General features: G+C 69.9%; 21 protein-coding genes and 1 pseudogene. 13 read left to right on the forward strand and 9 right to left on the reverse strand.

Annotation, left to right across the window (positions count from 1 at the left end; translation table 11 throughout):
* The first annotated feature begins 46 nt into the window (after positions 1-46).
* On the forward strand, positions 47-1,534 hold the full coding sequence (gene istA, locus WME89_RS50760; RefSeq protein ID WP_438003040.1) for an IS21 family transposase: 1,488 nt from the start codon (positions 47-49) through the stop codon (positions 1,532-1,534).
* Positions 1,531-2,292, forward strand: a complete 762-nt coding sequence (locus WME89_RS50765; protein ID WP_438003039.1) for an ATP-binding protein — start codon at positions 1,531-1,533, stop codon at positions 2,290-2,292. Before istA ends, WME89_RS50765 begins: the two co-directional genes overlap by 4 nt.
* Positions 2,293-2,440: 148 nt before the next feature.
* Here the strand turns inward: WME89_RS50765 and WME89_RS50770 are convergent.
* Positions 2,441-2,977: pseudogene (locus WME89_RS50770) on the reverse strand (transposase); the annotation flags it as partial.
* 61 nt (positions 2,978-3,038) lie between these two features.
* Here WME89_RS50770 and WME89_RS50775 point away from each other — a divergent pair.
* The 3 genes from WME89_RS50775 (at position 3,039) to WME89_RS50785 (ending at position 4,842) form a co-directional block, all read left to right on the forward strand.
* Positions 3,039-3,473 (forward strand): hypothetical protein, encoded by a 435-nt coding sequence (locus tag WME89_RS50775; RefSeq protein ID WP_438006704.1) that lies wholly within the window; start codon positions 3,039-3,041, stop codon positions 3,471-3,473.
* A gap of 76 nt (positions 3,474-3,549) precedes the next feature.
* Positions 3,550-3,702, forward strand: a complete 153-nt coding sequence (locus tag WME89_RS50780; RefSeq protein ID WP_438006705.1) for a hypothetical protein — start codon at positions 3,550-3,552, stop codon at positions 3,700-3,702.
* Positions 3,703-4,359: 657 nt separating this feature from the next.
* Positions 4,360-4,842 carry a DUF6896 domain-containing protein gene (locus WME89_RS50785; RefSeq protein WP_438006706.1) on the forward strand — a complete coding sequence of 161 codons (483 nt, stop codon included), beginning with the start codon at positions 4,360-4,362 and terminating at the stop codon, positions 4,840-4,842.
* A gap of 288 nt (positions 4,843-5,130) precedes the next feature.
* Here the strand turns inward: WME89_RS50785 and WME89_RS50790 are convergent, their stop codons facing one another.
* The 5 genes from WME89_RS50790 to WME89_RS50810 form a co-directional block, all read right to left on the reverse strand.
* Complete coding sequence (locus tag WME89_RS50790) at positions 5,131-5,988, reverse strand: class I SAM-dependent methyltransferase (protein WP_438006707.1); 858 nt, start codon at positions 5,986-5,988, stop codon at positions 5,131-5,133.
* Positions 5,981-6,352, reverse strand: coding sequence for a VOC family protein (locus tag WME89_RS50795; protein WP_438006708.1), 372 nt, complete (start codon positions 6,350-6,352; stop codon positions 5,981-5,983). The genes WME89_RS50790 and WME89_RS50795 overlap by 8 nt, the downstream gene beginning before the upstream one ends.
* Complete coding sequence (locus tag WME89_RS50800) at positions 6,342-6,506, reverse strand: ribbon-helix-helix protein, CopG family (RefSeq protein WP_437628172.1); 165 nt, start codon at positions 6,504-6,506, stop codon at positions 6,342-6,344. Before WME89_RS50800 ends, WME89_RS50795 begins: the two co-directional genes overlap by 11 nt.
* 241 nt (positions 6,507-6,747) lie before the next feature.
* Entirely contained in the window at positions 6,748-7,104 is a 357-nt protein-coding gene (locus WME89_RS50805) for a hypothetical protein (protein WP_438006709.1), read from the reverse strand.
* A gap of 41 nt (positions 7,105-7,145) precedes the next feature.
* Positions 7,146-10,637: a Kelch repeat-containing protein gene (locus WME89_RS50810; protein WP_438006710.1), complete on the reverse strand. Its 3,492-nt coding sequence runs from the start codon at positions 10,635-10,637 to the stop codon at positions 7,146-7,148.
* A gap of 782 nt (positions 10,638-11,419) precedes the next feature.
* Here WME89_RS50810 and WME89_RS50815 point away from each other — a divergent pair.
* The 3 genes from WME89_RS50815 to WME89_RS50825 all read left to right on the forward strand — a co-directional run bounded on the left by WME89_RS50815 (position 11,420) and on the right by WME89_RS50825 (position 15,020).
* Positions 11,420-13,102 (forward strand): DUF1592 domain-containing protein, encoded by a 1,683-nt coding sequence (locus WME89_RS50815; protein ID WP_438006711.1) that lies wholly within the window; start codon positions 11,420-11,422, stop codon positions 13,100-13,102.
* Positions 13,103-13,145: 43 nt separating this feature from the next.
* Positions 13,146-14,495, forward strand: coding sequence for a DUF1552 domain-containing protein (locus WME89_RS50820; protein WP_438006712.1), 1,350 nt, complete (start codon positions 13,146-13,148; stop codon positions 14,493-14,495).
* 237 nt (positions 14,496-14,732) lie between these two features.
* Positions 14,733-15,020 (forward strand): hypothetical protein, encoded by a 288-nt coding sequence (locus WME89_RS50825; RefSeq protein WP_438006713.1) that lies wholly within the window; start codon positions 14,733-14,735, stop codon positions 15,018-15,020.
* 214 nt (positions 15,021-15,234) lie between these two features.
* Here the strand turns inward: WME89_RS50825 and WME89_RS50830 are convergent, their stop codons facing one another.
* Positions 15,235-15,909, reverse strand: coding sequence for a glutathione S-transferase family protein (locus WME89_RS50830; protein WP_438006714.1), 675 nt, complete (start codon positions 15,907-15,909; stop codon positions 15,235-15,237).
* A 661-nt stretch (positions 15,910-16,570) separates the two neighbouring features.
* On the opposite strand from WME89_RS50830, the gene WME89_RS50835 reads away from it, so the two are divergent.
* On the forward strand, positions 16,571-17,911 hold the full coding sequence (locus WME89_RS50835; RefSeq protein WP_438006715.1) for an FG-GAP repeat domain-containing protein: 1,341 nt from the start codon (positions 16,571-16,573) through the stop codon (positions 17,909-17,911).
* A gap of 91 nt (positions 17,912-18,002) precedes the next feature.
* On the opposite strand, the gene trpS is transcribed toward WME89_RS50835, so the two are convergent.
* The gene (gene trpS, locus WME89_RS50840) at positions 18,003-19,055 is read right to left on the reverse strand and encodes a tryptophan--tRNA ligase (protein WP_438006716.1); all 1,053 of its coding nucleotides are present in this window, start codon (positions 19,053-19,055) and stop codon (positions 18,003-18,005) included.
* A gap of 565 nt (positions 19,056-19,620) precedes the next feature.
* On the opposite strand from trpS, the gene WME89_RS50845 reads away from it, so the two are divergent.
* On the forward strand, positions 19,621-20,166 hold the full coding sequence (locus tag WME89_RS50845; protein WP_438006717.1) for an HdeD family acid-resistance protein: 546 nt from the start codon (positions 19,621-19,623) through the stop codon (positions 20,164-20,166).
* Between the two features lie 25 nt (positions 20,167-20,191).
* Here the strand turns inward: WME89_RS50845 and WME89_RS50850 are convergent, their stop codons facing one another.
* The gene (locus tag WME89_RS50850; protein ID WP_438006718.1) at positions 20,192-21,052 is read right to left on the reverse strand and encodes a hypothetical protein; all 861 of its coding nucleotides are present in this window, start codon (positions 21,050-21,052) and stop codon (positions 20,192-20,194) included.
* A gap of 344 nt (positions 21,053-21,396) precedes the next feature.
* Between WME89_RS50850 and WME89_RS50855 the strand changes: the two genes are divergently transcribed.
* From WME89_RS50855 to WME89_RS50865, 3 genes are all read left to right on the forward strand, one after another.
* Complete coding sequence (locus tag WME89_RS50855; protein ID WP_438012073.1) at positions 21,397-22,137, forward strand: HdeD family acid-resistance protein; 741 nt, start codon at positions 21,397-21,399, stop codon at positions 22,135-22,137.
* A gap of 170 nt (positions 22,138-22,307) precedes the next feature.
* A complete protein-coding gene (locus WME89_RS50860; RefSeq protein ID WP_438006719.1) occupies positions 22,308-23,048 on the forward strand; it encodes an SDR family oxidoreductase in 741 nt (246 codons plus the stop codon).
* Positions 23,049-23,142: 94 nt separating this feature from the next.
* Entirely contained in the window at positions 23,143-24,678 is a 1,536-nt protein-coding gene (locus tag WME89_RS50865; RefSeq protein WP_438006720.1) for an aminopeptidase P family protein, read from the forward strand.
* The last annotated feature ends 271 nt before the right edge of the window (positions 24,679-24,949 follow it).

A 24,949-nucleotide genomic window follows, 5' to 3' on the forward strand; every position in this document is an offset into this window, starting at 1 on the left:
CGCTCCCCGCGTCCCACGAGGGCCTGCGCCGTAACGGGAGGGGGCGGTGATCATCAAAGAGAAGGAGGCGGAGATCCTGCGCCTCTACCACGGCGAGAAGTGGCCCATCGGCACCATCGCCGGCCAGCTCGGGTTGCACCACACCACCGTGCAGCGCGTGCTCGGACAAGCGGGCGTTGATCCGAAGGTCGTCGCGCCGCGCCCGTCCATGGTCGACCCATTCGTGCCCTTCATCGTCGAGCAGCTCGGTAAGTATCCCTCGCTGCGCTCCAGTCGCCTCTTCGTCATGCTGAAGGAGCGCGGCTATCCGGGCGGTCCCGATCATCTGCGCCGGGTGATCGGCCGTCTCCGCCCCAAGAAGCCGGCGGAAGCGTTCCAGCGGCTGCGCACGCTTCCCGGCGAGCAAGCGCAGGTCGACTGGGCGCACTTCGGCAAGCTGGCTGTCGGCCGGGCACTGCGTCCGCTCTGGGCCTTCGTCATGGTGCTCAGTTACTCGCGGCGGATCTTCCTGCGCTTCTTCCCCGGCGCGGCCATGCCCTTCTTCGTGCGCGGGCACGTCGAGGCGTTCGCCGACTTCGGCGGCGTCCCGCGCGTGCTGCTCTACGACAACCTCAAGAGCGCCGTCGTCGAGCGCCACGGCGACGCGATCCGGTTCCACCCCACGCTGCTGGCTCTGTCGGCGCATTACCGCTTCGAGCCGCGCCCCGTCGCCGTCGCCCGGGGCAACGAGAAAGGCCGGGTCGAGCGCGCCATCCGCTACGTCCGCGAGGCCTTCTTTGAGGCCCGGTCCTACGCCGACCTCGGAGACCTCAATCGCCAAGCGACCGAGTGGACCAGCTCCGCGGCGCTCGATCGCTCCTGGGTCGAGGACCGCGCCCGCACCGTGCGTCAGGCCTTCGACGACGAGCGCAGCGTGCTGCTGCAACACCCCGACACGCCGTTTCCGGACCACGAGCGCGTCGAGGTCGAGGTCGGAAAGACCCCCTACGCGCGCTTCGATCTCAACGACTACTCGGTCCCCCACGACCGGACGCGCCGCACGCTGGTCGTCCTCGCCGACCTCGATCAGGTACGCATCGCCGACGGCAACCAGATCGTCGCGACCCACGTCCGCTCGTGGGATCGCGGCCAGCAGATCGAGCAGCCCGAGCACATCCAGCGCTTGGTCGACGAGAAGCGCCGCGCTCGCGAGCACCGCGGCCTCGATCGCCTCGCCCGCGCCGCCCGCAGCAGCCAGGCATTCCTGCGCATCGTCGCCGAGCGCGGCGATAACGTCGGCAGTGCGATCGCCCGGCTTCTGCGACTGCTCGATGCCGTCGGCGCCGCCGAGCTCGAAGAGGCCCTGGTCGAGGTGCTTGAGCGCGACACCATCCACATCGGTGCCGTCCGCCAGGTGATCGACCGCCGCCGCTCCGAGCGCCACCTGCCGCCTCCTGTCTCAATCCCCGTCACCCGCGGCCAGCACGCCGCCCTCGTCGTCACGCCGCATTCCCTCGCCACCTACGACGCGCTGAAGAAGGACCCGACGCCATGACCGACCTGACGCCCACCGAGACCAAAGACCGCCTCAAGAGCCTCGGCCTCTTTGGCCTGCTCGCCTGCTGGGAGCAGCTCGCCGACAAGCCCTGGCTTCGCGAGGTGCTCGCCATCGAGGAGCGCGAGCGCCACAAGCGCAGCCTCGAACGCCGCCTGAAGAACTCCCGCGTCGCCGCCTTCAAGCCCATGACCGACTTCGACTGGTCCTGGCCCAAGAAGATCGACCGCGAGGCCGTCGACGACCTCTTCGGCCTGGGCTTCCTCTCCACCGGCCACAACGCGGTGCTCGTCGGCCCCAACGGCGTCGGCAAGACCATGATCCTCAAGAACCTCGCCCACCAGGCCGTCGTCCGCGGTCACACGGTCCGCTTCTCGACCGCGAGCGACATGCTCGCCGACCTCGCCGCGCAGGAGTCCTCGGCCGCGCTCGCGCGCCGGCTCCGGCGCTACACGGTCCCCGCTCTTCTCTGCATCGATGAAGTAGGATACCTCTCCTACGATAGCCGCTACGCCGACCTGCTCTTCGAGGTCGTCACCCGTCGCTACGACGCGCAGAAGCCCCTGCTGCTCAGCACGAACAAGGCCTTCGCCGACTGGGGCCAGGTCTTCCCGCACGCCGCGTGCGTCGTCACGCTCGTCGACCGGCTCGTGCACCGCGCCGAGGTGATCGAGATCGAGGCCGAGAGCTACCGGCTGAAGGAAGCCAAGGAGCTCAACGCCACCCGCACCAAGCAGCGCCGCACCAAGAAGCACTGAGCGGCATCTTCACCGGTGAACTTCACCGGCACCCGGCCTGGTCTTCACCGGTGAACTTCACCGGCATCCGGCGTGGTCTTCACCGGCACCGGCTGCGGGTTTCACCGGTGAACTTCACCGAATTCCCGCGGGTTGACGAGATCATCTACATCAGGTTAGCGGTCAGCAGCTTCAGCAGCAGTGCGGCATGATTGGCGTTGAAGCTGTGGCGCGGCACGCGACCGCATCCCCACCCGTGCTTGAGATCGCCGATGAGCGGCTCGATGCCCGCGCGCAGGTCATATCGCGCCGCGACGTCCTCCGGCGCTTCGACCGGCTCGTTGGTCAAGAAGACCTGCACCGTGTAATCAAGCCCTTCCCAGAGATAGATCTGCTTGCCGTTCTCGCGGTCGCGTGTGCGTGCGGCGATGACGCGGACCCCATCGGGCCAATCGCTGCGCCGGAAGGGGACCTCAGCCACCTGCCGTCGAGGACGACCATCAGCATCCCGATCGATTGTGCGCCAGCCCGTGCATCAAGGCGCTGCAATCCCCCGCGCCATCGATCCGCACGTAGATGACCGCGCTCGGCGCTGCGGCGCGCGCCCGGTCGATGCACTCTTCGACGAAGGGCACATCAGCTTCGCGAAGCTCGTGTCGCCCGGTCGCAGCTTGGCTCCGACGATGGCGTCTGCCCTAGCGACACGGTTGCGAGTTGTTGTAACTCCGGGAGGAGTTGTCAAGACGGCATTTCCCTACTGAGGTGATATGATTACGCTGGACTATTCAATCAATAATGCGCCTCCGGAAGGTATGGATTTGAATGAAGTGGACGAGAGCGAGATTCATTACGATCTGTTTCTTGGCGATATCGTGTTCCGTGTGGATGAATATTATATGAGCACAAGGTGGGGGTGGATTCCGGTGCTCGACTTTGCGGCATGCGTTTTTCAAATTTCTGAAAATCTGCAGCCGGGGGTGTGCGAGAATTTCGAATTTACGGAATCGAGTCATCGAATTGATTTTATCTTGAATGGAGAAGCCGTTGAAATTCGCACCACCTATGGGGTTACATCCGTCTACGTGCCACATGGAGAGCTTCGGTTGTCGACAAAGCAGTTTCTGAAGCGATTGATTGAAGATCTGAGTGCTAAGTACACGACATTGAAGCATAATGCGTTCATTCGTCGACTCTGCCCATAGTGATAAACCTGCGAACGGAGACTGCGCGCGGCAGTGGACGGCCACGCCGGAGCTCGCGAGCTGCGCGTATCCCCAGGTGTGCCACCGTCGCGGCATGCCGGTGGTGCGCAAGCACCTCGTGCAGGAGGGGAAGAGCACGCCGCGAGCGCGTCACTTCTCGTACGAGGATCCGCGCTCGGACCTGCTGGGGCGTGGCTTTCAGGGCTTCGGGAAGCTGCGGGTCTGGTAGCCTCGGGTGCCGCGCGAGACGGTGACGACGTTCGACCATGGGAGGCGCGCCCGCGCGTCGGCACGCGGTATCCGTTCGCCGGCAGCCGCGCAAACTGAATGGCGGGGCGAGGCACGCGGTGTCCCCTCAGGACTGGATGAGCCAGGAATGGGAAGAGGAGGTGTCGATCGCATGGAAGCTGGGGCGAGACGTGCACATCACCGAGATCGACCGACGCCCGCTGTAGGCGCCGCTGCGGACGCGCGTTGGCTCGACCCGGTCCGACGACTGGGGTAGCCTGGAGGGTGACACGATCAAGACCGTGGGCGGGGCGCGCACGACGGTGGAGAGGGGGTATAAGCACCGGCTGGAGCCGTGGCTGCTGTCGTTGCCGGCATGGGAGAAGGTGACGTCGACCACGCCCGGGGAGACGGGCTCGACGGAGCGGCGCACCCAATTCAAGTTCAACGATGCGGGGAGGATCGAGCGCGTAGTCGTCGAGCCCGCTCGGGCCGTCGGATCCGTTGCCTGAGCCCGGCGTGACCCCGACGGTGCGTTACGATCATGACGTGCTGGGGAACCTGACGCGGGTGCTGGTGGGGGGCGAGGAGCGGGAGAGGAACGACTACGTCGATCCGCGGCCGCACGCGGTCTACTCTAACCGACAAGGGATTCTAAATGACTAGAAGTGACGCGCTTCAGCTTCTCGAGCAGTTTGCATCATTGCAGGGGCGCCTGGTGCGAAATTTCCTGGAACTGTATGCGCCAAAGGATCGCGAAGGGTACCGCGATGCACCCAAGGGAACGCTGTCTACGGACGGCAGGACATGGAAGTGTCAACGGCACGGAGCTGGTGTTGTCTTCGTGGATCTTGGCGGTGTCAGAGTGAACGCGCACGTTGGGATGGCCGAATACCCGGAAGGAATGGATGGTGGCCGGCTGTTTGAGTACCTTGATTCGCTTGGTTTGTCTGTCGTGATCTTTGGTGATCGTGAGTACGATGTGACGAAGTTTGAGATGGACCAGATGATAGATGATATGGTCCAAGGTGGACTGCTTCGAGCAATCACGACAAAAGGGCGATTCCCGTACCGAATCTTCGAGCTGGTGCGCTCTTCGAGCGATCCGAGCGATGGGGGAAAATCTCTGGATTTAGGCTAAAATTGAGCGAGTTCGATCCGTCGCTGATTATGCCACCGGTCACGGCATGAGCGCTTGCATAGAGCAGGTGGTATCAGCCCATACTAGCGCCGGAGGTGTCGATGGAGTTGAGGAAGGGCATGCCCGCAACGGATGCCCCCGGGCAGGCCATGGCGCGGCAAGGGTGACCTGCCGTGTGCCGGGCGGAGGTGATGTCCCCCGCGCGTCACGTCGAGCGTGGCGCGCCCGGCAGCGCCAGCGCAGGCCGAGCTGCCCCTCGCGCGGCACTGGACCGACGCCAGCGATCGACTACGTCGTCGCGACCAGCAGCTCCTCCGAGTTGTTCGGCGGACGAAGGCCATCCGTCCTGCCCGCGAAGTAGCGCTGGCCAAGGGCGGCTGCCGACACGTGCTGGACGTCTCGAAAGCCGGCTTCGCGGGCCAGCGCGAGCATCTCCGTCGGCGTGAAGAAGCTGATGAAGGGCGTGCCGTTCGCTCGCGCCCCCTCCGCCGCTCGCTCGATCCAGGGACGCATCTCGGGGTCCGCCTGCTCGATCGGGAGCAGGAACGACATGGCGAGCGTGGAGCCCGGCGCGAGCGCCGCGACCTGGCGCAGCGTTGTCGCGATCGCTTCCCTGGTCAGGTACATGCTAACGCCGGTGGACGCCACGACGGCCGGCCGCCCGGCGTCGAAGCCCGACGCCGCCAGCCGCTCCCACCACGCGTCGCCCGCCTCGAAATCGACCGGCACGAGCCGCAGGAAGGACGGGACGCCGAGGCCGAGCTCGACGAGGCGCTGGCGCTTCCACGCCTGAGGACCGGGCTGATCGACCTCGAACACGAGCATACGGGAGGCGAGCTCCGGTCGACGCTGGGCGAAGGTGTCCAGGCCCGCGCCGAGGATGACGTACTGCCCGACGCCACGGGCAGCTTGCTCCGCGACGAGATCTTCGATGAAGCGGGCACGGGCCACGATGGCGGCGCGGAAGGGCCGCGTGAACGGGCTCATGTCCGGACGGCTGCGCCATCCGTCGTCCGGAGCCGCCAGCTTCAGGCCGACCTCGTCTTCGAGCACGTGCGGCGGCGGATCGGCCTGGACGTGCAGAGCCCGCCACAAGGCCACGCGCACCGCCGTGCTGTCGGCCGCGACATTCGCTTTTTCAATCATGGCGTTCCTTTCCCTCAGTCGTCGGTAGCGGTGCTTGAACGCTGAGCTGCCGACCATCGGGATCGGCGAGCAGCATCTCGAGCATCTGCCAGTGCTGCGCTTCGAAGGGGTGGACGACCGACCCGGCGCTCGGCGGCGAGAACTGCGCGGCGTCTGTCACGGACACCACCGGCACGAGCTTGAGCGCCTGGCCGGGCGGCCGCTCGGCGACGAAGATGGTTGGTCCTCCGCGCGGATGGCGCAGGCGGCCCGAGTGGTGATCGGTCTCGAACTCGAGCTCGAAGCCGAGACCCTGCCAGAACGCGACCGTCTTGCCCCAGTTGTGCGTCTCGACGAGCAGACCTTCGATGCCTTCAGTCGCCATGCTTCCTCCGCTTGCGTCGCTGCTCGTCGAGGTAGGCGCGCAGCGCGGCGGCCACGATCGCCGACAGCGACTGCTCCGTCTCGACGGCATGATGCTTGACCTCGCGAATCAGCTCGATCGGCAGATACACGTTGAACTGCTTCACGGCGTCCACCACGCAAGGGACACTAGCTTGCTAGCATCCTAGCGTCAAGATCCACTCGCGAGACCCGCCGTACCAGCGCGGTACGGTGGCGCGTCCGGCGGTGGTGCAGGGCCAGAGCCGGTTGCCCAGGTCGGCGAAGGTGGGAGGGGGACCGGCGGGGGTGAGGTCGTCACCCTGGCCGAAATCGGAGATGCACTCGTCGTCAGGAGCGGCGGGGCGGGGCGCCGGAGCAGCTCTCCGGCCGGACGACTCAGCCGCTGACCCAGGCGTTGATTCGCTCTGCCCAGCCGGGGGGACCCTCGGGGGTGAGGACGAGCCGCCGATACGACTCGCCCTTCAGCTCGATGGTCAACGGATTGTCCCTGCGGCCCTGCAGTGTGTACCAGAACTCCTTGCCGCGATCGGTATAGTACGTCCCCGCCTTGATCAGCCCGGGCAGGGACGTCCCGGGCGCGCGGATCTGCTTCCAGGTGGAGGGCGGAAGCGCCGCCTCCGCCCGCACCACGTGCGCGCGGGGCACCTCGATGGGCGCGAGCTTCACGGCCCAGAGCCGCTCGGCGCCCTGAAGGGTGAGGGTCAGTCGGTCCCCTTCGATCCGCAGCTGCATCCCGGGAGTCTAGTTCAGCGGGAGCGCCCGGGGATCAGAATTCACCGCGGGATTGCCGCCCTGGAGCGGCGGAGCCTCCGCCGGAGAGCGGCCCCGGCCGTGGCGACGTAGAATGCGCTCGCGCCGCTGCCGGTCGGCCCTGGCCCCATGGAGCAGCCGGTGTCCGCCGGCTCGCCCGCGCCGGGGCCGCTCGACGTGCTCGTCGGCCCCGGGCTTCCATCGCCGCCAGCCCCTGCAGCGCCGCTGGATGCGGTAGCCGTGCCCGAGCCGTCAGCGCCGCTGGATGCGGTAGCCGTCCCCGAGCCGCCAGCGCCGCTGGATGCGGTAGCCGTCCCCGAGCCGCCAGCGCCGCCAGCGCCGCTGGATGCGGTAGCCGTGCCCGAGCCGCCAGCGCCGCTGGATGCGGTAGCCGTGCCCGAGCCGCCAGCGCGGGCGGCGGTGCTCGTCGAGGGGCCGCTCGCCGAGTTGCCGCCCTCGGCTCCGGCGCCGCCGGCGCCGCCGCCAGCGCCGCCAATGCCTCCCGCACCAGCGTCTTCGCCGCCAACGCCGCCAACGCCGCCAGTACCGGACTCACTGCTACCAGCGCCGCCAGTGCCGGACTCACCGCCACCAGCGCCGCCAATGCCGCCAGTACCGGAGCCGTTGCTGGCACCCCCGCCGACGCCGCCAGCAGCGGACGCACCGCCGCCAACGCCGCCAGTTCCGGGCTCACCGCCGCCAGCAGCGGACGCGCCGCCGCCGCCGCCAGTTCCGGGCTCACCGCCGCCAGCAGCGGACGCGCCGCCGCCGCCGCCAGTTCCGGGCTCACTCCCGCCAGCGCCGCCAGCGCCGCCTGCACCGGAGTCAGCCCCGCCAGCGCCGCCGTCTCCGCCAGCGCCCGTGCTGCAGCCGTTGTCCCCGGGGCCGTGCCATCGAGGATCGTACAGCTCCGCGTCCCTGTTGGAGCCGAGGATGAGGACCTGGTCGCTCGGCAGGAGCACGGCCCCGGACGTGCCGTGATAGAGCAAGGTCGACGGGGCAGGTGTCCAGGCGTTCGTCGAGGGGTTGTAAATCTGCGCCGTCGTCCCTCCGATGAAGAGCACCTCGCCTGTCGCCAACAGCACGGCGGCGTAGCTGTAGCTGGCCGTCGCTTTCATGGGCCCTGTGGATGTCCAGACGTTCGCCGCCGGGTCGTAGACCTCTGCCGTTGTCTCGGCGACGAGCACGCGACCGTCCGGGAGCAGCGTCGCCGTGGGGTGGCCCCGAGTTGTCCCCATGGGCGCCACCAGAGACCAGCTCCCGGTCGCGGGATCGAAGATCTCGGCGCTGGCGAGCGGTTCCACGGTCGAGAATTCGAAATCGTCGTAGCCCTGGGTCCCGCCGACGACCAGCACTCTGCCATCGTTTAGCAGGGTCGCCGCGTGCTCTCCCCGCCTGACGTTCATGGGCTCGACGGCGATCCATGTGTCGTCGGCCGGACGGTACAGCGCAGTCGCGTCGGTCCTGTCAAGGAAGAACGGGGAATATACGTCAGTGATCTCCACTCCTCCCGCGATGAGCACCTCGCCGCTCCCGAGCGAGGTCGCCGTGTGGCTGTATCGCCGCACGTCGTCTGATGCGGTCAGCGTCCAGACACCCGTTGTCGGATCGTAGATCTCATTGGGCAGGTCCACTGCCGCGTCGGACATGAGGCCCCCGCTGACCAGCACCCTGCCGTCCGGGAGGCGCGTCACGTCGGGGAGCACCCGCTCGAAGCTCAAGGGCGCCGCCAGGGAAAACGTCATGCTCGATGGGTCGTAGAGCTCGGTGACCTTCGTGCTGCCGTTGCCGCCCGCGACAAGGATCTTCCCGTTCGCCAGCTCCACAACCTTCGCGTAGTTCCGATTGGCGTTCATAGGGCCGAGCTGCTTTCCTGAGGGCGGCACCGAGGGGTCATAGATCTCGGCGCCCGGCGCGCTTGAAGTCCCGCCGACGAGGAGGACCCGTCCATCCGGGAGCAGCGTCGCCGTGGCGCTGCCGCGGCTCACTTCGCTCCTGGGCGCCGTCGAGAACGTCCGCGTGCTCGGATCGTAAAGGTCGGGTGGCTGGTTGCCAGAGACGAAGACCCGCCCATCGCACAGCCGCGTCGCCGTGTGCGAGCCGCTCCGAAAGCTCATCTTGTTGCTCGCGAGCGTCCAGGCGTTGGCTTCGGGATCGTAGGTCTCGGCCTGGGAGTCCCGGTCGTAGCCGGTCACCAGCACGTCGCCGTCCTCCAGCAAGGTCGCCGTGGGCATCCACCTTCCGCGGAGCATGTCCGGCCCCGAGGTCCACGCGCCCGTCGTGGGGTCGTAGATCTCGACGCTGGACAGAACGCCAGCCTCGATGACCCTGCCCCCCGCGACCAGCACGCGGCCGTCCTGCAAGCGCGTCGCCGCGTGCTCCCTGCGCACGGTTGGCGTCGCGGGCGTCAGCGACCAGGTGTCCGACACGGGATCGTAGATCTCGGCGGCGCCAGCCAGAGCGCCCCCGACGACGAGCACCCGCCCGTCGACGAGCTCGGTCGCGGTGTGTGCCGAGCGCGCCGACGTCATTGCCGCGGCGGGGGTCCACGCGTCGGTCGTGGGATCGTAGAGCTCCGCGGTGGAGGCCCACGCGGGGCCGCCCGTGGCGCCGCCCGCCACGAGCACCCTGCCGTCGGCGAGCAAGGTCGCCGTGTGCTCCGACCGCGCCTCGCTCATCGGAGCAGCGGGCAACCATGCATCGAGCGCGGGATCATAGATGGCCGCGCTGGCGAAGTAGGTGCGCGCCCTGCCCCCGCCCGCGATGAGCACCCTGCCGTCGGGCAGCGAGGTCGTGGTGTGCTGGCTGCGGAGCGTCGCCCCGGAGGGGGCCGTGACGGTCCATGACGGGTCCACGAGGAGCGGCGAGCCCGTCTCCTCGACCCAGAGCGAGATCTCATCGCCTTGCACCTCCAGGCGCGTCGGGATGCGCCGGAGCGGCGAGGCATAGGCCTCGGGGGCCGACACGATGATCCGCGGCTCCCCTGCCGCGTCGAGGACCTCCACGTTCGCGCCGCGGCGGCGGAGGCGCGCCCCCTCGACCTGCCATGACGCAATGGGCCCCGCGGCCGGCGCCCCCTCGGGGAACCAGAGCCACTCTTCCGCGCCGTGCCGCTGCGCCGTCCAGAGCGCGAAGCCGCCGGCGCGCGTGTACGCGAGGGCAGCGCCGGCCCTCTGGACTTCACCCTGAAGGCCGCGCTCGCGCACCTGGATGCCGAGCCCATCCGGCAGGTCGAACCGCACGGCGCCGCTCCCGTCGGAGGGGAACGCGACCGCCGCGCCGCCTCGCGACGGGCGCGGCGCGAGCGCGAAGCCGCCCGCGGCGGGCAGCAGCGCATCGCCGCCGCGGAGCACGGCGCGGGCGGGCTCCTCGAACTGCGCCTCCAGCGCCTCGACGTCGAGCGCCCCGTCCGAGGGCGCCGCGCACCCGAGCCCGCACGTCAGCTGGATCATCAAGAGCAGCGCCACCCACCGCGCGAAGCGCCACTCAGCCCCTGGATGCAACCTCGATCCCATACTCTAACTTTCCCCGCCCGGCCGTCCCGAGAATCTCCCGCGCATGTCGCGCGAGCCCCTCGTGCGAGCCGTCCTGCTCGCACGAGCTCCCCTGGGATGCGGCTCGCCTTCCCGAAATTCAGGAGCATCATGCCGGGATGCTGCGCGGTGGGCGCCCCGTCGCGCGGCGGGTGCTCTCGCCCGCCGCCGCGTCCGGAGCTGCCCGCTCTCGCCTGCTCGCCGCGCTCGACTCGGCACGCCGCGCTCGACTCGGCCGCTTCGAGGTCGGTCCAGGGCACAACCAAGATCACGAGCGCTCCGGATACGCATTGTGATCTCACGTCGACTGGACGGCGCAACAGCCCCACTCCCAATGAACACAAGCACGTCGAACAGGTGTCGTGATCTCACGCGCGTGGATGGCGCAACAACCCCCCAGTGAACACAAGCGCGCTGAACAGGCATCGTGATCTCACGTCGACTGGATGGCGCAAGACCCGCGAGGCTGCTCGGTGATGCCGCCCCCGGAAGCGCCGCCTGGGGAGCCGGGCCCCTCACGCGCCGCCGCGCGCGGGTCGCTCCAGGGGAGTGCGAGTGTAAAATGCGGCCCCGGGGTGAAGGCGCGGCCAGCGACGATCACAAAAGCGCTCGCCGGGAATATGGGATAGACTCTTCTCCCGAGTTGACGCCGGGGCGCGCGCGTACCGCCTTGCTTCAAAAGTGCGCCTCAGACCACGACACGGCGCATCACCGGAATGGCTCGGCATGCGCCAGGTGCACTCCACCTGAATGGCTGGTCACCCATGAGCAAGACAATGCCGCCCGACACCGATCGACCGGTCCCGTCCCTCCGTCGTTCCCTCGCGGCGGGCATGTCCGCCCTGGCGCTCTCCTGTCTGACGGCGGCAGCCTGCACCGGGCAGCTCGGCGATGAGGCCGGCAGCGACGCGCCGCCGATCGACCCGATCACGGGGGAGCCGGCCGCGCAAGACTGCAGCGTCGCCCGGACGAGCCCGAGCGTCCTGCGCCGCCTGTCCAGGCTCGAGTACCAGCTCACCCTCCAGGACCTGTTCCAGCTCGCCGAGCCGCCCGTCGTGGACAGCATCCCGGAAGACACGGGCCAGGGCGGCTTCCGGACGATCTCCACCCTCCAGAACGTGTCGGACCAGCACCTGCGCGCCTACCTCGCGACAGCGGAGGCGCTCGGCCAGGAGCTCATGGCCGACGAGGCGCGCCGGACCTCGGTGCTCGGCTGCGCGCCGGACGCCGCCGATTGCCTCGAGCGCTTCGTCCACCGCTTCGGCAAGCTGGCGTATCGGCGCCCGCTGTCGGCCGAGGAGGCGAGCGACATGGTCGCGCGTGCGAGCGAGGTCGCGCAGGACAAGGAGGACGCGTTCCGCTTCGTCATCGAGGCGCTGCTCACCTCGCCGAGCTTCCTGTTCAGGGTCGAGGTCGGCGCGGGAGGGGAGGAGACGTCGCCCCTCACGCCGCTCGAGCTCGCCTCGCGGCTCTCGTTCACGCTGTGGGGCCGGACCCCGAGCGAGGAGCTGCTCGCGCGGGCGGAGGCCGGCGAGCTCGATAGCTCCGAGGGCCTGCTCGCTGTCGCGCAGGAGATGGTGGAAGACGAGCGGACGCAGCTCTTCTTCAACGCCTTCTTCAAGCAGTGGCTGACCTTCGAGCAGCTCCGCCCGCCCGTGAACCCGGACCCGTCGTGGACTCCCGCCCTGCTCGCCGACATGATCGCCGAGAGCGAGCGCGTCCTCGGCGAGCACGCCTTCACCCCCGGCGTCGACTTCTTCGACGCGCTCACCGCCAACCACACGTACCTCACCCCGGAGCTCGCGAAGTTCTACGGCCTGGAGGCCCAGGGAGACGGCGTGACGCGCGTGGAGTTCCCGGCCGGCCACCACCGGGCGAACACGGGGCTGCTCACGCACGCGAGCCTCATCAGCGCCAAGAACGACGGCGACCTGATCGCCGTGCGCGGCCAGTGGGTCCGCGCGGCCTTCCTCTGCGAGAAGATCTACATCCCCGCGGGGCTCCTCGAGCAGCTGGAGAGCGAGCTCTCCGGGCTGAGCTACGTCGAGGTGATCGAGAAGCGCAACACCCAGGAAGGGTGCGCCGGCTGCCACGCGCGCATCGACCCCATCGGCGTCGGCTTCGCCCAGTACGACAAGCAGGGGAAATACGACGGGAGCATCGGTATCGACGAGTTCGGGCTGGAGCCGCGCCTCGAGGGCGCAGCCAACGAGTCGTTCGACTCGCTCGCCGGCCTGGCGGCGGAGCTCCGGAAGAGCCCCGAGCTGGCCGCGTGCGTCGCGGAGAAGCTGTTCATCTATACCCAGGGACGCGAGCCGGCGGCCGAGGACCGCTGCGCCATCGACGCCGCCGCGGAGGGCTTCGCGCAGGGCGGCAACAGGTTCCGTTCCTTCCTGACCGCCATCGTGCAATCGCCGGCGTTCCGGCTGCGGAGGGTGCCAGAGTGATGGGCTCGCACAGCGTCCGACGGACGGAAGAGGAGTGTCGCCAGTGAAGATCTCGAGAAGAGCTCTGCTCCGCGGGGCCGGCGTCGCGGTCGCCTTGCCGTTCCTCGACGCGATGCGGCCGAGGCGCGCCAGCGCCGCGCCAGAGGACGCCCCGAAGCGCTTCGTGGCGTTCTTCGTCCCGAATGGCACGGACCCGGGCGCGTGGCACCCGCGCGCGGCGGGGCCGCTCTCGGCCGACGGGCTGACGCCGTGCCTCGTGGACATGAAGGGCTTCGCCGCCGAGCGCGAGTGGCCAGCGGGAGACGCCATCTGGCGCGACGTCACGATGGTGTCGGGCATCGACCACCAGGTGATCTGCTCGGACATCCACAGCCCGGCCATGGCGCTCTGCGCCCACACCGACGGCGGCGGACAGGCCGTGCCGAAGAAGGCCACGCTCGACCAGTACCTGGCCGACCACATCGCGGCCGGGACTCCCTACCGCAGCCTCAACCTGTCGCCCACCGACGATGGGGCCGTCACGCAGGGCTTCATCTCGTTCCGGGACGGCGGCGAGGTCGAGGACGCCTTCCGCGACCCGGCCAAGGTGTTCGACACGCTCTTCAGCAACCTGGGCAACCCGAGCGAGGAGATGGACAGCATCCGGCGGCGCCGCGCCAGCGTCCTCGACTGGGTGACAGAGGACGCGAGGCGCCTGAACCAGCGCCTCGGCGCGGCGGACCGGGCGCGCGTGGAGCAGCACCTCGAGTCGGTGTTCGAGCTGGAGAAGCAGATCCAGTCGACGACCGCGTCGGGCTGCACCGCGCCCGGCAAGCCCGAGCGGGTCCAGGACCTGCACGGCAAGTTCAAGCAGATGATCGATCTCGGGCTGCTGGCGCTCACCTGCGACCTGACGCGGGTGCTCGTCCTGCAGTACTCGAACAGCTGGGGCCTCGACTTCGCCGGCTACGATCTGCCGGACGGCGTGGGGACATGGAGCGATCACTTCATCTCGCACAAGCTCGGCGACCGCGACCGCGCGACGGATCTCGACGGGCTGCCGCAGGCGGAGGCGAGCCGCATCGCCAACGCCCGCGTCGTCCAGACCTCGCGGTTCAAGGTGCGCCGCTTCGCCTACCTGCTCAACGCGATGAAGGCCGCCTCGACGGCGACAGGCAACCTCCTCGACGAGTCGCTCGTGCTCTACACGTCCGAGAACGGCGACGGCGACTCCCACGGCCGGAAGAACATGCCCATCATGCTCGCCGGACACATGGGGGGGTTCGAGACAGGCCGCGTCGTCCAGGCGAGCAACGTCCCGACCGGCGGGCTGCACTGCTCGATCATCAACTACTTCGGCGTCGAGCTGGACAAGTACGGCGATCCCGCGAGCGGGCCCATCGCCGGCCTGTAGCGTCGCCAGGAGAACGGCGCAAGCAGGGAACTCCTCGGAGAGGCTGACCGCGGGACGAACAGGCAAGATGGCCGGCGCCCGAGGTCCCTGGCAGAGCTGGCGCCTGGAGCCGGGGGGCGCGGGTTGTGCAGCGCCGGACTGGTGTCCGAGGCATCTCGCTTGCACCTCCGACGGGATGACGGGACGTCATCGCTGCACCGTGCGCGCTGCGCCTCGCTCGAAGGGGGAGGTACCATCATGAGCACTCTTCGCAAGATCCACCTTGGCCTCGGCTTCGCGTTCCTGGGGGCGCTCGGCTTCCTGGCGGGCCCCGTGTTCGCGGACGACGCGTCGCCCGGCGAGGCGACGCCTGTCTACACGGTATCCTGCACGATGTCGGGCCCGCCGGGGCCGCGGGCCGACGCGATCCTGACGATCCTCCCCGGGGGGAAGTGCCGCCGCGATCGCACCGGACTTCCCGGCGACGTGACCATGCCGTCGTGTCACAGCGTCGCTCGGAACATCGGCTGTTTCCTCGTCAACTGATCGAGGGCCGCGCCGCTGAACATCCCACGGTGCGTCGCGCGCACCCGCCGCGAGGAGCCCGCGCCGGAGGGGGCGCGCAGCACGGAGACCGGGGTAATGCAGGAGATCTCTGCGAGTCCCCCGTCTCCGTGGTGATATCGACCTCCCGGTCGGGCTCCTTCATGCCGGCCGCCTCCTCCGTGACCTGACGCGGCCAGCGAGCCTGCTCGCCGCTTCACCTCCGGTCGGTCGGGGCGTCCTGTCCCTTGCTCCTGGCGAAGGGGGCCATGTGATCAGCCATCGCTCTCTGGTAGGCGGGCCGCGCCTCGCACCGCTCGCAGTAGGCCGCGAGCACCGGCATCTCCTCGACGAGCTCTGTATGGCGCAGGATGCGCAGCACCATTGACATGAGCACGTCCGCCGCGGTGAAGCGGCCCTCGAGGTAGTCGCGGCCTCCCAGACAGCTCGACAGCTTCGCCAGCCGCGCCTTCACCGCGTCGACCGCCGACGGCCGGCGCAGCTTCGCCCATTCCTCCTTGGCGTAGAACAGATCGATCGCGGCGAGCTGCTGGATCGACGGCTCGACCGAGTTCAGCGCCGCGAACATCCACGACGTCACGCGCGCGCGGGCGCCAGGCTCGGACGGCATGAGCGCGTCGGAGCGCTGGGCGATATGCAGCACGATGGCACCGGACTCGAACAGCAAGAGGCCGTCCTCCTCGTAGGCGGGCACCTGCCCGAAAGGCTGAAGGTCACGGTAGCGCTCGGACTCCTGATCCTCGGGCCAGATCAGCAGCGCCTCGTAGGCGAGGCCCGCCTCCTCGAGCGCCCAGCGCACGCGGACGTCGCGCACCAGCCCCTGGGCAAAAGGGGGTACCCAGCCAAACGCGGTGATCTTGATCCTTGCCATCTCGTCTCTCTCCTTCCCCGGGGGGGACCGTATCGGCGATCCGCTGTGGGCGCCAGGGCGAGGCCCGGCCTGCCCAGCGACGGCGACCGCCCGCGAGCAGGCGTCGGCGCATCTCGACGACGGCCGCGCGCTGGTCGCCGGCGGTCGTCTGATTGTCGCGCCTGGCCACGATCAGGGCATCGCCAACGCGTGGCCTCATGTCCCCGGGCAGCCCTCGGCGAGCGGCGTGGGCCGGGACGGCGCGTGCGCACCGGACACCGGTGAGCGCCGTGCCGGCGGCAGCGGCGGTGGTGCCAGCAGCGGCGGCGGTGCCACCGACCGTGCCGGCGGCAGCGGCGGTGCCAGGCCAGCAGCGGTGCCAGCAGCGGCGGCGGCAGCGCTCCTTCGGCCACGAGCGGCACGACCGGCTCCGGGGCAGCGGCACCTCGATCCCGACCTCCCGAGGCGGTCCCGGTCGCCATCCCGGAGGGCGCGCCGCGGCTCGTTCTCCGGGATGAATGCGCGGCGCGCTCATTGCACCTCATCGTCGGCCCACCCCCGCCGAGGGCGCGGGGCGGGCGCGTCCCGGGACCGCTCAGGTTCCTGGGCCGCACTCATCCTTCGGAGGTAGCTTATGAACATCGCGCGACACAGCAGCGGACGGTCACTTCTGGCTTGTTGCTTGGTTATCGGCCTCGGCTCGGGGTGCGATAGCTCGGTTGTCGTTCCTGATCCCGCCGCGCAAGGCGACCCGGCCGGTTCGCCGCGGGACGACGCTGCGGCTGGCGTCGGCTCGGCGGACAGGCCCCTCGTCCGCCCGGGAGGCACCCAGAGCGTCGTCAGCGCGTCGAGCGGCAGCGGCGCGGACGATCGGTGCTCGGGCCCGTACGCTGGCGACGAGCCGAGCGACGGCAGCGGCTACTACCTCAAGCCTGGCATCGTGTACCCCGCCGATCCGCCGGGCGTCTACATGGGGCACCTCTCTCTGGGCGACATCGACGGCGACAGGCGCTTCGACTTCGTGAGCACCGACCGCGCGGAGCTCTATCTGCATACCCATCCCCGGGTGCGAGAGCTGAACGGGCAGGTCATCCACACTCCTTCCACCCCCGCCAACTCCGTCGAGGGCTCGCTGCTGCTCGACGCGGATCGCGACGGCGCGCTCGACATCGTCGTTGCTCAGCAGGAAGGGCTCGTCTTCCTCCGCAACCAGGGCGGCGGCGACTTCGAGCCCCCCCGGCCCATCGCCGGGCCGGCCACGTTCTCCCCGAGCGCCGTGGACCACGACGGCGACGGCCATCTCGACATCGTGGGGCTCGGCTACAACAGCAAGCTGCTCGTCTACCTGGGCGACGGCCAGGGCGGCTTCGAGCTGACCCACGATCTGCCGGCCGGCGTTTTCCTGTCCGGCGTCGCCACGGCCGACGTGACAGGGGACGGGCTCCCCGACGCGGTGATCGCGATGGTTGGCGCGGTCGCAGGCGTCGCCGTCTTCCCGCACGACGGCACGCGCGGGTTCGACACGAGCGGGCCCCAGATCTTCTTCGAGACAGCGCCGCCGAGCTCCGGTGTCTCGTTCGTGTCCCTCGCGGTGGGCGACGTGAACAACGACGGGCTCCAGGACGTCGCCGCGATCACGCACGAGTACACCGACGGCCCGATGCGGGTGTGGATCCTGCTGCAAGACGGGCTTGGAAGCCTGGCGGCGCCGCAGCTGCTCCTCACCATCGAGGACCACCAGGGTTTCGTCTCCGGGGGCCTGCAGATCGCCGACATGAACCTCGACGGGCGGAGCGATCTCGTCGCGGTCAGCCGGAACACCGCCGAGATGTGGCTGTTCGTCCAGACCCAGGAGGGCACGTTCGATGGCCGGCCGGCGCCGTTCCCCGGCACCTTCCAGGACATCGACGGGTTCGGTCTCGGCATCACCGACTTCGACTGCAACGGGTGCCCTGACGCGGTGGGCGTCCAGCTCGACGGCCTCGTCGTCTTCCGCGGCCGCGGCTGCGCGACGTCGCCCTGAGCGCACCTGCGCGCAGCGCGCCCCCCTGGCTAACCCTTCCTGAGCTCGCCCTCCCCGGGGCGAGCTGGCCCCTGGCGCGGCGGGCCCTGGTTCAGCGGATGGAGGCCCGCGTCAGGAACCCCACGGCCTCGTACATCCGCCGGAGCGTGGGCTCGGCGCGCGCTGCCGCGCGCTCGGCGCCTCGCGCCAGGATGCGGTCGAGCTCGCCCTTGTCCTGCAGCAAGGCCTGGTACTTCTCGCGCAGCGGGCGCAGGAGCTCGACGACGATCTCGGCCGTCTCCACCTTGAGGTGCCCGTACTGCTTGCCCGTGTAGCTCTCGACGATCGCGCCCGGGTCCTTGCCGGTGATGGCGGCCTGGATCGAGATGAGGTTCGTCACGCCGGCCTTCTCTTCGCGCTCGGGAGCAAAGACGATCTCGCTCCCCGAGTCGGTCACGGCGCGCTTGATCTTCTTGCGGATCACATCGTCGCTCTCGTCGAGGAAGACGGTGGCGTTCGGGTCGGCGTCCGACTTCGACATCTTGGCCGTCGGGTTCTGCAGGCTCATGATCTTGGCGCCGACAGGCGGAATGTAAGGCTCGGGCACGCGGAAGATCGGGTTCTTCACCGTGACGGTCCCGTCCTTGGCGGTCTCGGCGTCGCCATAGGTGTTGTTCACGCGCATCGCGATGTCGCGCGTGAGCTCGAGGTGCTGCTTCTGGTCCTGGCCCACGGGCACGAGATCGGCCTGGTAGAGCAAGATGTCGGCGGCCATGAGCACGGGGTACGAGAAGAGCCCCACGCCGACCTGCTGCTGCTTGGCGCTCTTGTCCTTGAACTGCGTCATGCGCGAGAGCTCGCCCATGTACGCGTTGCAGGTCAAAAGCCAGCCGAGCTCCGCGTGAGCCGGCACGTGCGACTGGGCGAAGATGATGTTCTTGGTCGGATCGAGCCCGGCCGCGAGGTACACCGCCAGGCCCTCGTACGTGCGGCTGCGCAGCTCCTTCGGGTCCTGAGGCACGGTGATCGCGTGCATGTCGACCAGGCAATACAGGCAGTCGTAGTCGTCCTGCAGCTTCACCCAGTTCTTCAGGGCACCAAGGTAGTTGCCGAGCATGAGGCGCCCTGAAGGTTGAATCCCTGAGAAGATGACTTTCTTTGACATTCGTGTGCCCCGTGATCGATTGTTTATAAGGCGAGCTGCGGCGGCTGGCAACAAGCCCGTCCATCGAGCCGACCTGGCGCTTGTTTCCGTCAAGAGCCGCGCGCGCTGCGCCGTCGAGAGCCGCGGGCTCTTCGCGCCGCGCGCGGGCCCGTCGTGAAGGCGCCGGCGCTCGGCGGGGGACGAAGGCGTTCGCCGGCGTGCAGGGAGATCGAGAATCGAGGCGAGTCAATAGCGCTGGTGGATGTGCTCCAGGCCGAACGGCTCGAGCGGCTCGCCCTTGCGCGCCTCGAGCGCCCACTCCGGATCGACGAGGCAGGTGCCGGGCGTGGCCCGCGCTCGGTCGCCGACGCGCCGGGTCGCCGACGCGCCGGGTCGCCGACGCGCCGATGGGCCCGCCCGGAGCCGCTGAGCAGCTCGCCCGCCGTGTCCGGGCAGGGGACGTGCATCCAGCCCGGGCACCGTGGCGCCGTGCGGGCAAGAGCGGCACAGCGCTCCGCGCCAGGGGACGCGCGGCGTTCTCGGGCGGCGCGCGGCCGTTCGCTGTGAGCGGCGGAAGGAGGGGGACATGGAGTTGCTGGGTCGTTACTGGTGGGTGCTGGCCGTGAGGGGCCTTGTCGGGATCGTCCTCGGGACCTTGTTCTTCCTGTGGCCGCTCCCGTCGCTCGCCACGGTCGTCCTGCTGTTTGGCGTCTGGGCGCTGCTCGACGGCTGCGCCGCCTTCGCGTCGGCGCTCGGCGGGCGCGGCGGCGTCTATTCCGTTGTCGAGGGCATCTTCGGCGTCGCCATCGCCGTGCTGACGTTCTGGCGACCCATCCTCACCGCGCTCACGCTCTACAGCGTCGTCGCTGCGTGGGCCGTCGTGATGGGCATCTTCAGGATCGTCAGCGCGGTGCGGCTCCGGCACGTGATCGCCAATGAGCTCTACCTCGGGCTGAGCGGCGTCACCTCGGTCCTCTTCGGCGTCCTCATGGTCGCGCTGCCGGCGGCCGGCGTGCTGGCGCTGAGCTGGCTCATCGGGGCGCTCGCGATCGCGGTGGGCGCCCTGCTCCTCGGGCTCTCGCTGCGCCTCCGGCGCCTGTCGGCCGCCGCCGCGCCCCTGCGCGCCCCTTGAGGCGTGGCCGAGCGGGGCGCGCCGATCAGTCGATCTGAAGGTGGTAGTGCGGCGGCGTCGTCTCCTCGATGACCAGGACGCCCTCGATCTCCGCGGCGCTCTCGAGGAACGCGCGCCGTTCCTTCGACGACATGGTCCTGTTGCGCACGTCCACGGCGCCCCTGCGCAGGTGCGCCGAGACGTAGATCCCGCGGTCGATCTGGTCCTGGATGACCGCCTCCATGGCCGCCACCACCTGCTCCGGCGGCTTCCTGGAGCTCGCCTGGTAAGCCTTCTTGATCTCCTGGACCGCCGCCTTGTGCCGGTAGAGCTGGAGGAGATCCTCTCCGAGCCTGAGCTTCGTGAACATGGCCCTCGCCTGGCGGTTCGCGTCGCGCGTCCCGCTCGTGATCACGAGGTGCTCGCGCGTGCGCCGCGCGTAGCCCCGGTCGATCTGCTCCAGCTTCGCGGCGATCTTCGCGGGGAGCGTCACGCCGGGCAGCACCTCGTACGGCGGCGGCTCCCATGGCTCCGCGGGCACGGCCTTCCCGAGCGCCGTCAGGGGCGGCAGCTTCGCGCGCCGCTCCTCCTCCTCTGACGGCAGCTCGTCGCACTCGAGCGACGGCGCGGCGCGGGGGGCAGCGCTGGCGAGGGCGCGCGGGGCAGCGCTGGCGAGGGCGCGCGGGGCAGCGCTGGCGAGGGCGCGCGGGGCAGCGCTGGCGAGGGCGCGCGGGGCGGCGCCGGTGTCAGGTCCATCGAGGCCGGGCAGCTCGAGGCCCGGCAGGTCGATGGAGTCGAGCTTCTCCTTGCATCCCGCAGCGCACAGCAGCGCGGCGGCGAGGGCGCACAGGCGCCATGTCAGCTCCCTGGAGCGCTCCTGGGCGGAGCTTCGGCGTGTCGGGGGCATCGGCAAAGCGGGCGCAGCGTGCCACGGCGCGCGTCGCTGGAGAAAAAAACGGCGGTGCCGCGCCCTTCTCGGCACAGGCTTCCACGCGGTTGCTCGGCGTGACGACGCCGTCATGGACCGGGACGCCGATCACGGCCGCGTCGAGGCGCGCCTCCCTGGCCAGCCGATCGTGGACGTCGCGTCGCGGCGCTCGGTTGCTCCTCGGTGGCTCTCCCTGCTTGCTTGTTTCCGTCAGCGCTGGGCTGTTCCTCTCGAACCGCCAGCCCGTTGCATGGCATTCACCATCTTGTGGGCGTGAGGGGGCGAGCAACTTGACGTCCCTCCAGGGCGGCACCTTGTTCGCCGTGGCCCGCCCGCTGCCGCGCCGCTCCCCGGGGAGCGAACGAGACGCTCATGGCAGCGAGCAGGCACGCTGGTCAGATGCTGGCCTCTATCCCGGTCCCGGTGAGGACTCCGGTCCAGCAGAGGAGGGTACGCACATGGCTGATCATTTGCAGGGTTCCCACCGCACGACGAGCTTCGGATTGGCGCTGGTCGACGCGGATACCGTGCAGGAGAACCGCGGCTCGTTCGTGGGGCTCGGCATCGCCCTCATGATGCTTGGCGCCATGGCGATGCTCATGCCCGCGATCGCCTCGCTGGTCTCGGCGGTGGTCATCGGATGCCTGCTGGCCGCCAGCGGCCTCTTCCAGGGCGTCCACGCCGCCCTGAACCGGAGGTGGGCCGGCTCCGCCTGGTCGTTCGTGAGCGCCTTGGTCCAGATCGCTGCGGGCGCCCTGATCATCCTCTTCCCCGTGACGGGCAAGGCGACGCTGACGCTGATCCTCGCGGCGTTCTTCGTCTCTGACGGCCTCCTCAGGACCATTCGTGCCCTCCAGCACCGCGATATGCCGGCGTGGGGCTGGCTCCTGTTCGATGGGCTCGTCTCGCTGGCGCTCGGAGTCCTGATCTGGTCGGGCTGGCCGAGCACCGCCGCGTGGGCGATCGGGTTGCTCGTCGGCGTCGACCTCCTCCTCGGCGGCTCGTCGATGCTGCTGATCGGGATCGGCGCGCGATCCCGACCCGTGGCGGGCGCGCGCATCTGAGCACCGAGCCGCGGGAGCCCGCGAGGCGGGCGGGGGAGGCCCCCCACGCGGAGCTCGCGAGGAGACCGCGCCGTGGTCCTCGCCGCTCGGGCCGGTCCGATCACCGCCCTGGCCAGTGTCGATGCTGTCGCCTCGACGCGCGGGGCCCCGCATCGGCTACACAACCCCCCATGCCCCACGCTCCCCTGACCGGCCGTGTCGCCCTCGTGACCGGCGCCGGCACCCGCCTCGGCGCCGCGACTGCCCGCGCGCTCGCGGCCGCCGGCGCCGACCTGGCCGTCCACTACGCCACGAGCGGCGCCGGCGCGGTCGCCGTCGTCGACGAGGCGCGCTCGCTCGGGCGGCGCGCCGTCGCGCTCCAGGCAGATCTGCACGACCGCGAGGCGCTCGCCCGCCTTGCCCGCGCGGCGCTCGAGTGGTCGTCTGGCCGGCTCGACCTGCTGGTCCACAACGCGGCGAACTTCGAGCGGGTCCCGCCGGCCGAGCTGTCCGCCGACGCCTGGGGTCGCGCCATGGAGCTCAACGCGACCGCGCCGTACCTGCTCACGCTCGAGCTCGCTCCGGCGCTTCGCGCGTGCCGCGGCAGCGTCGTCGCGATCGTCTGCGTGAGCGCCGAGCGCCCCTGGAAGAACTACATCCCCTACTCCGTCTCGAAGGCCGCGCTGGCGCACCTGGTTCGAGGCCTCGCCGTCGGGCTCGCCCCCGACGTGCGCGTCAACGGCGTCGCGCCCGGGACGGTCCTCCCTCCCTCTTCCTACGACGAGGCCACGCTCGCCCGCCTCCGCGAGCGCATCCCGCTCCAGCGCCTCGGCGAGGCCGAGGACATCGCGCGTGCGGTGGTATTCCTCGCCGAGAACGACTTCATCACCGGCCAGATCCTCGCGATCGACGGCGGCGCCTCGGTCGCGTGACGCGCCGGCCGCCGTACGTAGGGTTCCGCGCGGCGGGTCGGGCGCGCGCTTTGGCTTGAACGACCGCGCCCGATCGACCCATAGTTTGAGTCCCATGAGCCACACGCCCGAGACCAGCGCCGCCCCCCTCCAGGCCGACCCCGCCCACAGCGCGCCCACCGGCAGCGGCCCGGCCGAGGCGCCCGCGGCTGCGGTCGCCGGGGAGGCCAAGCCGGCGAGCCACGACTCGACGCTGCCGGAAGCGCTGGTCGCGTTCATGCTGGACCGGTGGGCGCCTGCGCCCCGCGAGCTCCCCGAGCCGATCGCGCATGCGGAGGTGTTCGCCGCCCGCCGCCGCGCCCTCTCGAAGCTCTTCCCGGCGGAGACGCTCATCATCCCCACGGGGCACGAGAAGGTGCGGTCCAACGACACGCACTACCGCTTTCGTCCCGGCTCGGACTTCTTCTACCTGACGGGCAACCTCGAGCCCGACTGCGTGCTCGTCCTGCAGCCGCAGGAGGGCGGCGGGCACCGGGACATCCTCTTCGTCGAGCCGAACCCCGGCCGCAGCGACAAGACGTTCTTCACCGATCGCGCGAAGGGAGAGCTCTGGGTCGGCCCCCGCCTCGGCGTCGAGCAGAGCCGCGCGCGCTTCGGCGTCGACGAGTGCCGCGGGCTCCCCGAGCTCGACGCGTACCTGAGCGGCCTTGTCGGCACGGTGACGCGCCCCCACCGGGTGCTCCGCGGCATCTCCAAGCGCGTCGACAAGCTCCTCGCCCAGCACGATCGCGACAAGCAGCTCGGCGAGGCGCTCTCGGAGATGCGCCTCCTCAAGGACGCCCTCGAGGTCGAGGAGCTCGCGGCGGTCGTCGCGTCGACGAAGCGCGGCTTCGAGGACGTGATCCGCGCGCTCCCCGGCGGCCGGAGCGAGCGAGAGGTCGAGGGCATCTTCAACCTGCGCGCCCGGGTCGAGGGCAATGACGTCGGGTATGGCACCATCGCCGCGTCGGGCCACCACGCCTGCATCCTGCACTGGACGAGGAACGACGGAGCGCTCGAGCCGGGCAAGCTGCTCCTGCTCGACGCGGGCGTCGAGGGCAACGCGCTGTACACCGCCGACATCACCCGGACCTTGCCGATCAACGGGAAGTTCTCCCCGGAGCAGCGCGACATCTACGAGCTCGTGCTGGCGGCGCAGGAGGCGGCGATCGCCGAGGTGAAGCCGGGGAACGACTTCATGGAGCCGAACCGGGCCGCGATGCGGGTGCTCGCCCGGGGGCTCGAGCGGCTCGGCATCCTCCAGGTCTCCGCCGACGAGGCGCTCAAGGAAGACAAGCAGTTCTACCGCCGGTACTCGCTCCACAACGTGAGCCACATGCTGGGCCTCGACGTGCACGACTGCGCGCAGGCGCGGCAGCAGGTCTACAAGTTCGGCAAGCTCAAGCCGGGCATGGTGCTCACGGTCGAGCCCGGGCTCTACTTCCAGCTCGACGACGAGACGGTCCCGGCTCGCTACCGGGGCATCGGCGTGCGCATCGAGGACGATATCCTCGTCACGGAGACGGGGTACCGGAACCTCTCGGACGATATCCCGCGGACCGCGAGCGACGTGGAAGCGTGGATGGCCGGACTCTGGGGCGCGCCCCAGTGACCTGAGCCAGGGGCGGGGAGCTCACGATCGCAGGGAGAGCCGCCGGCGGAGGGGGAGCCGCGCGCGGGGGCGGCGGGGGTCCCCCCACAAACTCGCGCCTTTTGGTGGCTATTGCCTGATGAACGGGTGGGGTGGGCTGGGGGCGACCCGCTGCGATGCGGGCCGGCGCTCGGGTTTGTGGGGCCCACCCCCGCCGCCCCCGCGCGCGGCTCCCCCTCCGCCGGCGGCTCTTTCCTGGAGCGCAACGGGGAGGCGGTGAGGACGGCCGGGC

Origin of the sequence: Sorangium sp. So ce321 (assembly GCF_051530195.1) — a bacterium.
Classification (GTDB): Bacteria; Myxococcota_A; Polyangia; order Polyangiales; family Polyangiaceae; genus Sorangium.

Coding starts and splice junctions, on each gene's coding strand:
- WME89_RS50790 (WP_438006707.1), bottom strand. CDS start 5,988: ATGATTGAAAAAGCGAATGTCGCGGCCGACAGCACGGCGGTGCGCGTG.
- WME89_RS50845 (WP_438006717.1), top strand. CDS start 19,621: ATGGAGTTGCTGGGTCGTTACTGGTGGGTGCTGGCCGTGAGGGGCCTT.
- WME89_RS50765 (WP_438003039.1), top strand. CDS start 1,531: ATGACCGACCTGACGCCCACCGAGACCAAAGACCGCCTCAAGAGCCTC.
- WME89_RS50810 (WP_438006710.1), bottom strand. CDS start 10,637: ATGGGATCGAGGTTGCATCCAGGGGCTGAGTGGCGCTTCGCGCGGTGG.
- WME89_RS50860 (WP_438006719.1), top strand. CDS start 22,308: ATGCCCCACGCTCCCCTGACCGGCCGTGTCGCCCTCGTGACCGGCGCC.
- WME89_RS50785 (WP_438006706.1), top strand. CDS start 4,360: ATGACTAGAAGTGACGCGCTTCAGCTTCTCGAGCAGTTTGCATCATTG.
- WME89_RS50815 (WP_438006711.1), top strand. CDS start 11,420: ATGAGCAAGACAATGCCGCCCGACACCGATCGACCGGTCCCGTCCCTC.
- WME89_RS50805 (WP_438006709.1), bottom strand. CDS start 7,104: ATGCAGCTGCGGATCGAAGGGGACCGACTGACCCTCACCCTTCAGGGC.
- WME89_RS50795 (WP_438006708.1), bottom strand. CDS start 6,352: ATGGCGACTGAAGGCATCGAAGGTCTGCTCGTCGAGACGCACAACTGG.
- WME89_RS50850 (WP_438006718.1), bottom strand. CDS start 21,052: ATGCCCCCGACACGCCGAAGCTCCGCCCAGGAGCGCTCCAGGGAGCTG.
- WME89_RS50865 (WP_438006720.1), top strand. CDS start 23,143: ATGAGCCACACGCCCGAGACCAGCGCCGCCCCCCTCCAGGCCGACCCC.
- WME89_RS50775 (WP_438006704.1), top strand. CDS start 3,039: ATGATTACGCTGGACTATTCAATCAATAATGCGCCTCCGGAAGGTATG.
- trpS (WP_438006716.1), bottom strand. CDS start 19,055: ATGTCAAAGAAAGTCATCTTCTCAGGGATTCAACCTTCAGGGCGCCTC.
- WME89_RS50830 (WP_438006714.1), bottom strand. CDS start 15,909: ATGGCAAGGATCAAGATCACCGCGTTTGGCTGGGTACCCCCTTTTGCC.
- WME89_RS50825 (WP_438006713.1), top strand. CDS start 14,733: ATGAGCACTCTTCGCAAGATCCACCTTGGCCTCGGCTTCGCGTTCCTG.